A 14,526-nucleotide genomic window follows, 5' to 3' on the forward strand; every position below is an offset into this window, starting at 1 on the left:
AGCCGCACGGCCGCAACCCATCCGGAGCAGGTCGCGGCCGCGCGTGGCTGCTTACCCTCCCAGTTCCTGGAAGGCGTGACCGTTGGCTTCCAGACCCTTCAACATGCCGGGTGGCAGTGCGCTCTCAGGAACCGTCCCTTCAAGTTGCCACTCCTTTGCGTCGGCGAGGTCCTGAAGTCCTTCGCCCTTGCGCACATAGAGCCCCAGCGTCGGTTTCAGCAGATTGATGTAAAAGTCGTACTCCTGCATTTGCGAACCTCCCACGAAAATCGTGATTGCCCTGGCTCTTGCGCTCAAGCGCTGGAGTCTCCTGCTGCGACGGTGCTGTCCGCCTTCCTGGGTGCAGCGCCCTTGGCCGTCGCTTTACCTGCCTTCGGCTTCTTGACGGCTTCCATCCTTCTGAAGACTACGGCTTCGCTTGCCTTGTCGTAGCCAAGCTCGACGCTGTCGCCTGATTTCAGCTTGTCACCGAGAATCTCCTTGGCCAGCCCGGTCTCGACCGACTGGCGGATCTGCCGCCGCAGCTCCCGCGCACCGAACTCAGGCTGGTATCCCGCCTCCACCAGGTGCTCGACCAGCTCATCGTCGGGCTTGACCGTGATGTCCTGCGCGGCGGCGGTGCGCACCACGCGCTCCAGCTGGATCTGCACGATCGCGCGGATGTTGTCGCGCGACAGCGCATGGAACACGATGATGTCGTCGATACGGTTCAGGAACTCGGGTCGGAAGTGTCCTTTCAGCACCTTCATCAGCGCCTCGCGCAAGTCCTTCTCAGGCATGCGCTTGTCCTCGGGCTGCTCCAGGTTGTCCATGATGATCGGCGCGCCCAGGTTGCTGGTGGCGATGATGACGGTGTTGCTGAAGTCCACCACGCGGCCCTTGCCGTCGGTCAAGCGGCCGTCGTCGAAGACCTGCAGCAGCACGTTGTTCACGTCCGGGTGGGCCTTCTCGATTTCATCCAGCAGGATCACGCTATAGGGCTTGCGCCGCACGCGCTCGGTCAGCTGCCCGCCTTCATCGTAGCCGACATAGCCCGGGGGCGCACCGATCAGCCGGGCCACCGCATGGCGCTCCATGTACTCGGACATGTCAATGCGGATGATGGCCTGCTCGTCGCCGAACACGGTTTCCGCCAGCGCCTTGGCCAGCTCGGTCTTGCCGACGCCGGTCGGCCCGAGGAAGAGGAAGGTCGCGATCGGGCGGTTGGCCTGCCCCAGGCCCGCACGCGACAGGCGCACCGCATCGCTGACCGCGACCACCGCGTCGTCCTGCCCCACCACCCGCTCGCGCAGCCGCGCTTCCATTTTCAGCAGCTTCTGGCGCTCTTCCTGGGTCAGGTCGGTCACCGGGATGCCGGTCAGGCGCGACACCACTTCGGCAATGGCCGCAACCGTCACCTCCAGGGTCTCCGATCCGGTCTTGCGCTGCCAGGCCTCGGTCAGCTCATCAAGCCGCTTCTGCTTGTCGGTGATGCGGTCCTCGAAGCCCTTGGCCTCGTCAAAGCGCTTGCGCGACGACGCATAGTCCTGCTCGCGCTTGAGCTGGGCGATCTCGGCCTCCAGTTCCTGGATATCGGCGGGACGCGAGGTGGCGCCGATGCGCACGCGCGCCGCGGCCTGGTCGATCAGGTCGATGGCCTTGTCCGGCAGGAAGCGCGCGGTGATATAGCGGTCCGACAGTTCCGCCGCGGCCACAAAGGCATCGTCGGCAAAGGTGACCTGGTGGTGCACCTCAAGCTTGTCGCGCAGGCCGCGCAGGATGACGATGGTCTGCTCGACGGTTGGCTCCGGCACCAGCACCGGCTGGAAGCGCCGCTCCAGCGCCGCGTCTTTCTCGATGTACTTCTGGTATTCGTTCAGCGTGGTGGCGCCGATCAGGCTCAGTTCGCCGCGTGCCAGCGCGGGCTTGAGCACGTTGGCGATATCGAGCCCGCCCTCGCCGCCGCCCTGCCCCGCGCCGACGATGGTGTGCAGTTCATCGATAAACAGGATCAGTTCGTCGTTCTTGGCGGTCACCTCGTCAATCAGCTGCTTGGCACGCTCCTCGAACTCGCCGCGGTATTTGGCCCCGGCCACCATCGAATTGATATTCACCTCGACCAGGCGCTTGCCACGCAGCACCTCCGGCACGTCGCCATTGACGATGCGCTGCGCCAGCCCTTCCACGATCGCGGTCTTGCCCACGCCCGGCTCGCCGATCAGCACCGGGTTGTTCTTCTTGCGCCGCGCCAGCACCTCGATCGTGCTCTCGATCTCCTGCGCTCGGCCCAGCACCGGATCGAGCTTGCCCTGCCGCGCAATCGCGGTCAGGTCGCGCCCGAACTTGTCGAGCGTGGGCGTGCCGGTGGGCGTATCGACGCGGCCATCCTCGGCGCCCTTGCCGACCACCTTCACCACCTTCTGGCGCAGTGCCTCGGGGGTGACGCCATACTTCTTGAGCAGCGTCCCGGCGATGCTTTCCGGGACCGAGGCCAGGCCGATCAGCAGGTGCTCGGGGCCAACGTAGGAATGCCCGAGGTCGCGCGAGGCCTGGAAGGCATACTGGAAGGCTTTCTTCAGCCGCGGCGAGATCGTCATCCGGTCGATGGCCGCGTCAGGCCCGGCGGCTCCGGTCTGCGCGTGCTCGTCGATATAGCCCTTGATGTCCTGCGGCGAGAGCTTGAGTTCCTTGATCAGCGCCGTGCAGACATCGGTATCGGCGAGCACGTAGAGAAGGTGCTCGGTGTCGAGCTCATTGCGCCGCAGCTCGTGCGCCTTCTCCGCGGCACGCTGCAGCAGTTCCATGGTCTGCTCGCTGAAGGCATCGGTGGGATCGACGGATTCGCGCGGGACTTCGGTGGAGAATCCGGGATGCTCGTCGTCATTCATCCCGCCTCCCATCCCCCGGAAGAAGCGGGACAGGCCGCCCCCACCCAGCAGGGAATCGAACGGGTTGAGCATGTCCTGGTGGCGCAGCAGCTGCCGGTAGTCGTAGTCGCAGATCGACATGGTCTTGCGCTCGCCGTCCTGAACCACGGTCACCCGCGCCACGGCGGGACGTGCGTTGCAGATTTCGCAAAGGGTCGGCATGATGGACTTTCCTCCACAGGTAGGTCGCATTGCTTCAACAGAGGGCCGTTGCGCGCGCTCAGGGCCGCGCGCAACGGCGCTGGAAAGCGGGCATGAGCCGTGCTTACGTGATGGTGGGCTGGCCTGCCATTACGTCACCTCCGAACGCACCACGCGCACGGGCACTGACTTGTAGGACGGGGTGCCGCTGTCCTCGTCGATGTAGTCGAGCGGCACCAGCCTGTTTGCTTCGGGATAGTAGGCAGCGACGGAGCCGGGTGCAATTTCGTACTCGATCGCAGTGATCTTCTCGAAACGCAGCTGCCGGCCCGCTGCGATGGTCTCGATGTCGACCAGGTCGCCATGCTCCAGGCCGCGCGCGGCCAGGTCGGCCGGGTTCATGAACAGCACGTCGCGCCGCCCGAACACGCCCCGGTAGCGGTCGTCCATGGCATAGATGGTGGTGTTGTACTGGTCATGGCTGCGGATGGTCACCAGCCGCAGGACATCGTCGGCAAGGACTTGCTTGTCTTCGTGCAGCCCCTTGAACACGTAGAACTCGGCCTTGCCCGACGGCGTTTCCCATTTGCGCTCGGTTGGCGGCAAGGGCATGCGGAATCCGCCAGGGACCCGCACGCGCGTGTTGAAGTCCTCAAAGCCGGGCACCGTCTTCTCGATCAGATCGCGGATCCTGTCGTAGTCGGCAACCAGTTCCAGCCATGGCACCTTGCTGTCAGGCAGGGTCGCGGTGGCAATGCCCGCCACGATGGCCGGCTCGGAGCGCAGGAACTCGGACGCCGGCCCGAGCTTGCCGGCCGAGGCATGCACCATCGACATCGAATCCTCCACCGTCACCGATTGCGGCCCGGTCTCCTGCACATCCAGTTCGGTGCGGCCCAGGCAAGGCAGCACATAGGTCTCCCTGGCCACCAGCAGGTGCGTACGGTTGAGCTTGGTCCCGACATGCACGCTCAGGTCGAGCTTGCCCATGGCGGGGAAGCACTGCTCGGGATCGGGCAAGGCGACCGCGAAATTCCCGCCCAGGCAGAACAGTGCCCTGGACTTGCCATCGATCATCGCCTGCATCGCGTTGACGGCATCGTGCCCGTGTCCGGCAGGCGGGCTGAAGCCGAAGGTGTCCTCGATCCGCTGCAGGAAACCGGCGGACGGCTTCTCGGTAATGCCGACAGTGCGGTTCCCCTGGACATTGGAGTGGCCGCGCAACGGGCAGATGCCGGCGCCGGGCTTGCCGAAGTTGCCGCGCAGCATCAGCAGGTCGCACAGCAGGCGCACATTGGCCGTGCCTTCGTTGTGCTGGGTCACGCCCATGCCGTAGGTGACGATGGTGGCATTCGACTTGGCATAGGCCGCCGCCACCAGTTCCAGGTCCGCACGGGTCAGCCCACTGGTCTTTTCAATATCCGCCCATTCGGTCGACCGCAGATCGTCGGCCAGCCCCTCGAAGCCCTCGGTGTGGACCGCGATGAAGTCGTGGTCCAGCACATTGCCCTGGCGGGCTTCCAGGTCCAGCAGCGCCTTCATCACCCCCTTGATGGCGGCGGCGTCGCCACCGGCGCGGACCAGGAAGTAGGACGACGCAATCCGGGTGGAACCATAGGTGGCCATCTCCACCATGTTCTGCGGGTCGGCAAAGCGCTCGAGCGCCCGTTCGCGCAGCGGGTTGAACACCAGGATCGGCACCTTGCGGCGCGACGCCTCATGCAGCGTCCCCATCATGCGCGGGTGGTTGGTGCCCGGGTTGTGGCCGATCGAAATGATCAGCTCGCAGGTGTCAAAGTCTTCCAGCGACACCGTGCCCTTGCCGATGCCGATCGAGCGCGGCAAGCCCACGCTGGTGGGCTCGTGGCACATGTTCGAGCAGTCGGGGAAGTTGTTCGTGCCATACTCGCGCGCGAACAGCTGGTACAGGTAGGCGGCTTCGTTGGAAGCCCGGCCCGAGGTATAGAACTCGACCTGGTCGGGCGATAGCCCGCGCAGGATTTCGCCGATGCGGGCGAACGCAGCCTCCCACTCCACCGCGCGGAAGGTGTCGGTGGCGCGGTCGTAGACCAGCGGATGCGTCAGCCGGCCAAAGTCTTCGAGCTCATAGTCGGTCCGGTTCAACAGCGACGACACCGTATTGGCTGCAAAGAACTCGGGAGGCACCCGTTTGGTGGTTGCCTCCCACGTCACGGCCTTGGCGCCGTTCTCGCAGAACTGGAAGGTCGACCGGTGCTCCTTGTCGGGCCATGCGCAGCCGGGGCAATCGAAGCCGTCGGGCTGGTTGGTCCGCATCAGCGTGATCGGCGCCCTGACGGTATCCATCTGCGTGCGGATCGCCGTGGCGGTTGCCTTCAGCGCCCCCCAGCCGCCGGCGGGACCGTCGTACTTCCTGATACCGGGCACTTCGCGTCGATTGGCCATGTTTGCTCCTTGTGCCGCGCCAGGTTGCTGGTGACGGCGTTGGGGTTAGTCACGCGAACAACTCCTGCTGCCGGTTTGCTCCCCTCGCCCGCTTGCGGGAGAGGGGAGCGTGTGCCTGGGCTCGTGGTGCTGCAGATGCGCCTTCAGGAATAGAGCTTCGCCACCCGCTCCAGCGGCACCGGCTTGATCCGCGAGGCCTGCCCTGCGCAGCCGAAGGCCTCGAAGCGCAGCTTGACCACGCTTCTCGCCCCTTTCTTGGCCGCCAGCAGCGCCTTGCGCGGATCGAACTCGCTACGGTCGTCGGACAAGGACTTGCGGATCGCCCCGGTCATGGCCAGGCGGATGTCCGTGTCGATATTCACCTTGCGCACCCCCATCTTGATGCCGCGCAGGATCTCCTCGACCGGCACGCCGTAGGTCTCCTTGATGTCGCCGCCGTACTGGCGGATGATCTCCAGCCATTCCTGCGGCACCGAACTCGAGCCGTGCATCACCAGGTGGGTGTCAGGAATCTGCTCGTGGATCTCGCGGATGCGGTCCATCGCCAGGATGTCCCCGGTGGGCTTGCGCGAGAACTTGTAGGCGCCGTGGCTGGTGCCGATGGCGATCGCCAGCGCATCCACGCCGGTGCGGGCGACGAAGTCGCGCGCCTGGGCCGGGTCGGTCAGCATCATGTCGTGCGACAGCGTGCCCGCCGCGCCCACGCCGTCCTCTTCGCCGGCCTGGCCGGTTTCGAGCGAGCCCAGGCAGCCCAGTTCACCCTCCACCGACACGCCGATCGCATGCGCCATCTCGCATACGCGCCGCGTGACGTCGACGTTGTAGTCGTAGTCGGAGGGGGTCTTCATGTCTTCGCGCAGCGAGCCATCCATCATCACGCTGGTGAAGCCGGAGCGGATCGAGGCCTGGCAGATCGCCGGGCTGGAGCCGTGGTCCTGGTGCAGCACGATGGGGATGTCCGGATGGGTCTCGGCCGCGGCCAGCACCATATGGCGCAGGTAAGCCTCGCCGGCGTACTTGCGCGCGCCGGCCGAGGCCTGCAGGATGACCGGGCTGTCGGTTTCCTGGGCCGCTTCCATGATGGCGTGGATCTGTTCCAGGTTGTTGACGTTGAAGGCCGGCACGCCGTAGCCGAACTCTCCCGCGTGGTCCAGCAGCTGGCGCAAGGAAATGAGTGCCATGATGAAGCTCCTTTACTGATTGCAGAATCGGTGAGGTCGGGTTCAGGCAGCGGCGCGCTGTGCCAGCACGGCCAGCGCGGGCAGCGTCTTGCCCTCCAGGAATTCCAGGAACGCGCCCCCGCCCGTGGAGATATAGCCCACGCGATCGGCGATGCGGTACTTGGCAATCGCGGCCAGCGTGTCGCCGCCGCCGGCGATCGAGAACGCCTTCGATTCGGCGATGGCCTGGGCCAGCACCCTGGTGCCGTTGCCGAACTGGTCGAACTCGAACACGCCCACCGGACCGTTCCAGACGATGGTGCCGGCGGCCTTCAGTTGCTCGGCCAGCATCGCTGCCGTCTTCGGGCCGATGTCCAGGATCATGTCATCGTCGGCCACGTCCTTGACGTCCTTCACGGTAGCCTCGGCGGTGGCGCTGAACTCCTTGGCGCACACCACGTCGACCGGGATCGGCACCGAGGCGCCGCGGGCAGCCATGATGTCGATGATGGCTCTGGCATCGGCCAGCAGGTCAGGCTCTGCCAGCGACTTGCCGATCTTCAGGCCGGCGGCCAGCATGAAGGTATTGGCAATGCCGCCGCCGACGATCAGGTTGTCGACCTTGTCGGCCAGCGACTTCAGGATGGTCAGCTTGGTCGAGACCTTGGAGCCGGCCACGATCGCCACCAGCGGGCGCGCCGGCTGGCCCAGCGCCTTGCCCAGCGCATCGATCTCGGCGGCCAGCAGCGGGCCGGCGCAGGCAATGGGGGCGTATCTGGCGATGCCATGCGTGGTCGCCTCGGCGCGGTGGGCGGTGCCGAACGCGTCGTTGACGTATACATCGCACAGCGCCGCCATCTTCTGCGCCAGATCGTCGCTGTTCTTCTTCTCGCCCGTGTTCATGCGGCAGTTTTCCAGCAGCACCACCTGCCCGGGCGGTACCTGGAAACCGCCCTCGGTCCAGCCGGACAAGAGCGGCACCTGGCGGCCCAGCAGTTCAGACAGGCGGCGGCCCACCGGCGCCAGGCTGTGGCGCGGGTCGGGCGCTCCCTCCTGCGGCCGGCCCAGGTGCGAGGTGACCATCACCGCGGCGCCCGCCTGCAGGCAGGCCGCGATGGCAGGCACGGAAGCACGGATGCGGGTATCGTCGGTGATAGCACCCGCTGCATCCTGCGGGACGTTGAGGTCGGCGCGGATAAAGACCCGCTTGCCAGCCAGTCCACCGGCTGCAAGCAGTGCGGCCAGCGTGTGCGGCGCCGCCGCGGGTTTCGGTTGCGGGTTCGTAGCATGGGATAGGCTCATCATGGCAACCTGCTAGCGTGCGTGGGCCAGCGCCACCGCGGTGTCCAGCATGCGGTTGGAGAAGCCCCATTCGTTGTCATACCAGGCCGACACCTTGACCAGGGTGCCGTTGACCTTGGTCAGGGTGGCGTCGAAGGTGGACGACGCAGGGTTGTGGTTGAAGTCCACCGAGACCAGCGGCGCGGTGTTGTAGTCCAGGATGCCCTTGAGCTCGCCTTCGGCGGCTGCCTTCAGGATGCCGTTCACTTCCTCGACGGTGGTCGGCCGCGCCGCCACGAAGGACAGGTCGACCAGCGACACATTGATGGTCGGCACGCGCACGGCAAAGCCGTCCAGCCGGCCGTCCAGCTCAGGCATCACCAGCCCGACCGCGGCGGCGGCGCCGGTCTTGGTCGGGATCATCGACATGGTGGCCGAGCGCGCCCGGCGCAGGTCTTCGTGGTAGACGTCGGTCAGCACCTGGTCGTTGGTATAGGAGTGCACGGTGGTCATCAGGCCGTTCACCACGCCCAGCTTCTCGTGCAGCGGCTTGACCAGCGGCGCCAGGCAGTTGGTGGTGCACGAGGCGTTGGAGATCACCGTGTCGGTCGCCTTCAGCACGCCGTGATTGACGCCGTAGACGATGGTGGCGTCCACGTCCTTGCCGCCGGGGGCGGAGATGATCACCTTCTTCGCGCCGCCCTTCAGGTGGGCCGATGCCTTTTCCTTGCTGGTGAAGAGCCCGGTGCATTCCATCACCACGTCCACGCCCAGCTCGCCCCACGGCAGCTCGGCCGGGTTGCGCTGCGCCAGCACGCGGATGCGGTCGCCGTTGACGCGGAAGGCATCGCCGTCGACCGAGACCTCGCCCGGGAAGCGCCCATGGACTGTGTCGTACTGGGTCAGGTGCGCATTGGTGGCCGCGTTGCCGAGGTCGTTGATGGCGACGATCTCGATATCGTGCCGCTTGCCGCCTTCATAGTGGGCGCGCAGCACATTACGGCCGATGCGTCCGTAGCCGTTGATGGCAACCTTGATAGTCATGCTGTCTCCTTTACTTGTCTTGGTATCCTTGCCGGTCGCGCTGGCGCGCCGGCGCAACATCAGGCGGCTGGGGCCAGCCGCGCCGGCGTCAGCAGCGCCGGCAACGCCTCCAGCGAATCGAGCAACGCGTCGGCGCCCAGCGCCGCGGGTCCGCCGGGGCCGGCGTAGCCATAGCGCACCAGGCAGACCGGGATGCCGGCCGCGCGCGCCGCCGCCACGTCCACCGCCGAATCCCCCACCAGCACGCCCTGCGCCGGATCGACGTCGAGCAGGTTGCAGGCGTGGCGCAGCGGTTCGGGGTCCGGTTTCATCTGCGCGATCGAGTCGCCCGCCACCAGCACTTCCAGGTACTGCGACAACCCGGTCAGCGCCAGCAGCGGCACGGCCAGCGCGCGCGGCTTGTTGGTGACGCAGGCAAGCCGGTAGCCTTGCCGCCTGAGCACCTCCAGTCCTGCCGCCACGCCCGGAAACACCGATCCGAGGCGGCCATTGGTCTCGGCATAGTGGCGGTGGAACATCGCCACGGCTTCGGCAGCCTCAACCTGCGCTGCAAGCCCTCCGGTCTCGAGCACGCGCCGCACCAGGTTGGGCACGCCGCGGCCGATGAAGCCGGCCACGGTGTCGAACGGCAATGCCGGGGTGCCGAGGTCGGCCAGCATGCGGTTGGCGGCCTCGACAATGTCGGGCGCGCTGTCGACCAGCGTGCCGTCCAGGTCGATCAGCACCGCGGTGCAGGGCATGGATACGGTAGTCATCACGCTTCCTCCAGCAGCACGCGCGCGGCCGCCGCGACATGCGCCGGGGTCAGGCCGAAGTGCTGGTACAGCGCCTCGGCCGGCGCGGATTCGCCGAAGGTGTCGATGCCCAGCGCCAGGCCCTGCTCGCCCACCACGCCGCGCCAGAACCAGGTGCCGCCCGCCTCCACGCTGACGCGCGGCAGGCCTGGTGGCAGCACGGTGTCGCGGTACGCCACGTCCTGCGCGTAGAACAGCTCCACGCAGGGCATGGACACCACGCGCGCGGCGATGCCGGCATCGGCCAGGTCCAGCGCCGCGCGCATGGCGATTTCCACCTCGGAGCCAGTGGCAATCAGCACCACGCGCGGCGCCGGCACATCGCGCAACACATAGCCGCCGCGCGCAATCTCCGCGCGCTGGGCCGGATTGCGCTCGAACGGCATCAGCGCCTGCCGCGACAGCACCAGGCAGCTCGGGCCATCCTCGCGCCGCAGCGCGGCCAGCCACGCGTACGCGGTCTCGGCGCCGTCGCAGGGACGCCAGACCTGGTTGTTGGGGATCAGCCGCAGGCTGGCGGCATGCTCCACCGGCTGGTGAGTGGGACCGTCCTCGCCGAGTCCGATCGAGTCATGGGTCAGCACGTGGACCACGCGCAGGCGCATCAGCGCCGCCATGCGGATGGCATTGCGCGAATAGTCCGAGAAGGTCATGAAGGTGCCGCCGTAGGGAATCAGCCCCCCATGCAGCGCAACGCCGTTCATCGCGGCGGCCATGCCGAACTCGCGCACGCCGTAGCTCACGTAGTTGCCATGCCCGGCATGGTTGACCCAGACCGACGCCTTGACATTGGTCAGGTTGGACCCGGTCAGGTCGGCCGAGCCGCCCAGCAGCTCGGGCAAGGCGGGCGTGAGCGCCTCCAGGCACAGCTGCGATGCCTTGCGCGTGGCGATCTTGCCTTGCAGCGGCGACGGCGCATCCAGCAATGCCATCAGCTCCGCATCGAAGCCTTCCGGCAGGCGGCCATCGGAACGGCGCAGGAATTCTTCGGCCAGTTCCGGATGTGCCGCGCGATAGCTGGCGAAGCGCGCCTCCCATTCGGCTTCGCGCGCGGCGCCTTGCGCGCGCGCGTCCCAGGCATCGGCCACGTCCTCCGGCACTGTGAAAGGCTCGGCTTCCCAGCCCAGCGCCGTGCGCATGGCGGCGATTTCCGGCGCGCCCAGCGGGGCGCCATGCACATCGTGCCCGCCGGCCTTGGCCGGCGCGCCCTTGCCGATCACGGTGCGGCAGCAGATCAGCGTGGGCCGGTCGCCCTCTGCCTTGGCCTCGTGCAGCGCAGCGTCGATGGCCTGCACATCGTGCCCGTCGACGGCGATCACATGCCAGCCGTAAGCGGCAAAGCGCTTCGGGGTGTCGTCGGCAAACCAGCCGGCGACCTCGCCGTCGATGGAGATGCCGTTGTCGTCGTACAGGCAGATCAGCTTGCCCAGCCTGAGCGTGCCCGCCAGCGAGCAGGCCTCGTGGCTGAGGCCTTCCATCAGGCAGCCATCGCCAAGGAAGACGTAGGTGTGGTGGTCGACGATGTCGAAGCCGGGCCGGTTGAAGGTGGCGGCCAGCAGCTTCTCCGCCAGCGCCATGCCGACGGCATTGGCCAGGCCCTGCCCCAGCGGCCCGGTGGTGGTTTCCACGCCCGGCGTCACGCCAAGCTCCGGATGGCCGGGCGTGGCCGCGTGCAGCTGGCGGAACTGGCGCAGCTGCGACATCGGCAGGTCGTAGCCGGTCAGGTGCAGCAGTGCGTACTGCAGCATGGAGGCATGGCCGTTGGACAGCACGAAGCGGTCACGGTCGGGCCAGGCCGGGTTGGCCGGGTTGTGGCGCAGGTGGCGCCGCCACAGGGCTTCGGCCATCTCGGCCATGCCCATGGGTGCGCCGGGGTGGCCGGACCTGGCCTGCTCCACCGCGTCGGCGGCCAGGAAGCGCAGCGCATTGGCACAGCGCGCTGCGGAGTCGATGCGTTCTGGTGCGTTCATTCAGAAGATCCTCGAGAGTCGGCGTTTCACGGTCGAGCCCTTACAGCGCGGCGCGCTTGCGGCGCTCCATCATGCGCAGCACAAAGGGCGTGAAGATCAGCTGCATGGCCAGTTCCATCTTGCCGCCGGGCACCACGATGGTGTTGGCGCGCGACATGAAGGAGTCGTGGATCATGCTGAGCAGGTACTGGAAGTCGATCCCCTTCGGGTTGGCAAAGCGGATCACCACCATGCTTTCATCGGGCGCGGGGATTTCGCGCGAGATAAAGGGGTTGGACGTATCCACGCACGGCACGCGCTGGAAGTTCACATGCGTGCGCGAGAACTGCGGGCAGATGTAGTTCACGTAGTCCGGCATGCGGCGCAGGATGGTGTCGGTCACGGCCTCGGTGGAATAGCCGCGCTGCTTCTTGTCGCGCCAGAGCTTCTGGATCCATTCCAGGTTGATGACCGGCACCACGCCGATCAGCAGGTTGGGATACTGGGCGACATTGACCGCGTCGGTGACCACCCCGCCGTGCAGGCCTTCGTAGAACAGCAGGTCGGTATCGGCCGGCAACGGCTCCCACTGGGTGAAGGTGCCGGGTTCCTGCCCGAACGGCGCGGCCTCCTCCGGGCTATGCAGGTAGTGCCGGTGCATGCCCGTGCCGGTTTCGGCGTAGGAGCGGAACAGGCTCTCCAGCTCGGAGAACAGGTTGTTCTCCGCGCCGAAGTGGCTGAAGTTCATATTGTCGGTGCGCTCGGCCTCGGCCATCTTGACCTTCATCTCGGCGCGGTCGTAGCGGTGGAAGCTGTCGCCTTCGATCACCACTGACTTCACGCCTTCGCGGCGGAAGATGTTCTCGAAGGTACGGGTCACCGACGTGGTACCGGCGCCCGAGGAGCCGGTGATGGCGATAATGGGATAACGTTCTGACATGGCCAGGCACCTCAGGCAGACGCGCGGAACAGGCTGCGCTCGTTGAACAGGGGACTCGGAAGGTCGGGATCGGTCTGGTCGGTGTGGTAGCCCTCGATCCGTTCCACTTCATTGCGCGAGCCGAAGATCACGCCGATGCGCTGGTGCAGCGCGCCCGGCGCCACCGACATCAGCGTCTGCCGGCCCGTGCTGGCGCGCCCGCCGGCCTGCTCCATCAGGAAGGCGATCGGATTGGCCTCGTACAGCAGGCGCAGGCGGCCCGGCTTGGCGGGATCCTTGGAGTCGCGCGGGTACATGAAGACGCCGCCACGCATCAGGATGCGGTGCGCCTCGGCCACCATCGACGCGATCCAGCGCATATTGAAATCCTTGCCGCGCGGCCCGCTCTTGCCGGCCATGCACTCGGCGATATAGCGCTGCACCGGCGCTTCCCAGAAGCGGCTGTTCGACGCATTGATGGCAAATTCCTGGGTATCGGCCGGCACCCGCAGGTTGGGGTGCGTCAGGAAGAACTCGCCCAGGTTGGGGTCGAGCGTGAAGCCGTTGACGCCGTTGCCCACGGTCAGCACCAGCATGGTGGTGGGACCGTAGAGCGCGTAGCCTGCCGCCACCTGGGCGCTGCCGGGCTGCAGGAAATCCTGCTCGGTGACGCCGCTTGCACCCTCCGGGGCGCGCAGCACCGAGAAGATGCTGCCCACCGAGACATTGACGTCGATGTTGGACGAGCCGTCGAGCGGATCGAACACCAGCAGGTACTTGCCGCGCGGGTAGTGTTCCGGGATCTGGTAGGGCGCCTCCATCTCCTCCGACGCCATGCCGGCCAGGTACCCGCCCCACTCGTTGACGCGCAGGAAGGTGGTATTGCTCAGCACGTCCAGCTTCTGCTGGATTTCGCCCTGCACGTTGACGGCCCCTGCTTCGCCGGCTTGATTGCTGGCCTTGCCGTGCAAGCCCCCCAGCGCGCCGAAGGCAACCGCGCGCGCAATTTCCTTGCAGGCCATGGCGACGTTGAGGATCAGGCCGTTGAAGCCGCCGCTGGCATCCGGATAGCGGCGGCGTTCCTCGATCAGGAACTGCGTCAGGGTCATCCTTTGGACTTCAGGCATGACAGGTCTCCTATAGATTGGCTATGTGTTCTTGTGTGGTGCCGGTGCGTGCGGGCTACGTGATCGTGGCGGCCTCGCGCAAGCGGTGCAGGATGCTCGAGTAGCCGCCGTCGGCATCGGGCGCGCCGAACACGGCGCTGCCGGCGACGAAGGTGTCGGCGCCCGCGCGCGCGATCGCGGCAATGTTGTCGGCCTTGACGCCGCCGTCGATCTCCAGCCAGACCGGCCGCCCGCCGGCTTCCACCTGCCGGTCGATGCGCGCGCGTGCCTGGCGCACCTTGTCCAGCACGCCCGGAATGAAGGCCTGGCCGCCAAAGCCCGGGTTCACGCTCATCAGCAGCACCAGGTCGAGCTGGTCCAGCGTATGGTCCAGCCAGCCCAGCGGCGTGGCCGGGTTGAGCACCAGGCCGGCCTTGCAGCCGTGGTCGCGGATCAGGCCGATGGTGCGGTCGACATGGCGGCTCGCCTCCGGGTGGAAGCTGATGATGTTGGCGCCGGCCTTGGCAAACAGCGGGATCAGCGCGTCAACCGGTTCCACCATCAGGTGCACGTCGATGGGGATGGAGACCAGCGGCCGGATCGCCTCGCACACCAGCGGGCCGATGGTCAGGTTGGGCACATAGTGGTTGTCCATCACATCGAAGTGCACCAGGTCCGCGCCGCCGGCCTCGATCGCGCACACCTCTTCGCCCAGGCGCGCGAAATCGGCTGACAGGATGGAAGGCGCCAGGCGGATGGCACGCTGGCTGCCATGGCCGGTGTTGGGTTCAGTGGCATGCAT

Annotated in this window: 11 protein-coding genes; all 11 read right to left on the reverse strand. The window is 66.8% G+C overall.

Translation table 11 applies throughout. The features are described from left to right. Window positions 1–51: 51 nt before the first annotated feature. Window positions 52–249 carry a hypothetical protein gene (locus tag AC3WLF_RS01540; protein WP_010809303.1) on the reverse strand — a complete coding sequence of 66 codons (198 nt, stop codon included), beginning with the start codon at window positions 247–249 and terminating at the stop codon, window positions 52–54. Window positions 250–293: 44 nt separating this feature from the next. After that, entirely contained in the window at window positions 294–3,068 is a 2,775-nt protein-coding gene (locus AC3WLF_RS01545; RefSeq protein WP_492355778.1) for an ATP-dependent Clp protease ATP-binding subunit, read from the reverse strand. Window positions 3,069–3,197: 129 nt separating this feature from the next. Beyond that, window positions 3,198–5,471 (reverse strand): FdhF/YdeP family oxidoreductase, encoded by a 2,274-nt coding sequence (locus AC3WLF_RS01550; RefSeq protein ID WP_492357700.1) that lies wholly within the window; start codon window positions 5,469–5,471, stop codon window positions 3,198–3,200. Window positions 5,472–5,614: 143 nt separating this feature from the next. Continuing rightward, window positions 5,615–6,652, reverse strand: a complete 1,038-nt coding sequence (fba, locus tag AC3WLF_RS01555) for a class II fructose-bisphosphate aldolase (protein WP_479942420.1) — start codon at window positions 6,650–6,652, stop codon at window positions 5,615–5,617. Between the two features lie 42 nt (window positions 6,653–6,694). After that, window positions 6,695–7,936: a phosphoglycerate kinase gene (locus tag AC3WLF_RS01560; protein WP_492317045.1), complete on the reverse strand. Its 1,242-nt coding sequence runs from the start codon at window positions 7,934–7,936 to the stop codon at window positions 6,695–6,697. A 9-nt stretch (window positions 7,937–7,945) separates the two neighbouring features. Next, the gene (gap, locus tag AC3WLF_RS01565; protein WP_114133664.1) at window positions 7,946–8,956 is read right to left on the reverse strand and encodes a type I glyceraldehyde-3-phosphate dehydrogenase; all 1,011 of its coding nucleotides are present in this window, start codon (window positions 8,954–8,956) and stop codon (window positions 7,946–7,948) included. A 59-nt stretch (window positions 8,957–9,015) separates the two neighbouring features. Beyond that, window positions 9,016–9,711 (reverse strand): phosphoglycolate phosphatase, encoded by a 696-nt coding sequence (gph, locus tag AC3WLF_RS01570; protein ID WP_492317044.1) that lies wholly within the window; start codon window positions 9,709–9,711, stop codon window positions 9,016–9,018. Continuing rightward, window positions 9,711–11,720 (reverse strand): transketolase, encoded by a 2,010-nt coding sequence (gene tkt / locus AC3WLF_RS01575; RefSeq protein ID WP_492317043.1) that lies wholly within the window; start codon window positions 11,718–11,720, stop codon window positions 9,711–9,713. Before tkt ends, gph begins: the two co-directional genes overlap by 1 nt. Window positions 11,721–11,760: 40 nt before the next feature. Then, window positions 11,761–12,639 carry a phosphoribulokinase gene (locus AC3WLF_RS01580; protein ID WP_492357701.1) on the reverse strand — a complete coding sequence of 293 codons (879 nt, stop codon included), beginning with the start codon at window positions 12,637–12,639 and terminating at the stop codon, window positions 11,761–11,763. An 11-nt stretch (window positions 12,640–12,650) separates the two neighbouring features. Then, a complete protein-coding gene (locus AC3WLF_RS01585; RefSeq protein ID WP_492317041.1) occupies window positions 12,651–13,745 on the reverse strand; it encodes a class 1 fructose-bisphosphatase in 1,095 nt (364 codons plus the stop codon). A gap of 55 nt (window positions 13,746–13,800) precedes the next feature. Beyond that, window positions 13,801–14,526 carry a ribulose-phosphate 3-epimerase gene (gene rpe, locus AC3WLF_RS01590; protein WP_492357702.1) on the reverse strand — a complete coding sequence of 242 codons (726 nt, stop codon included), beginning with the start codon at window positions 14,524–14,526 and terminating at the stop codon, window positions 13,801–13,803.

It is taken from the genome of Cupriavidus sp. FW306-01-F10A, assembly GCF_058782785.1.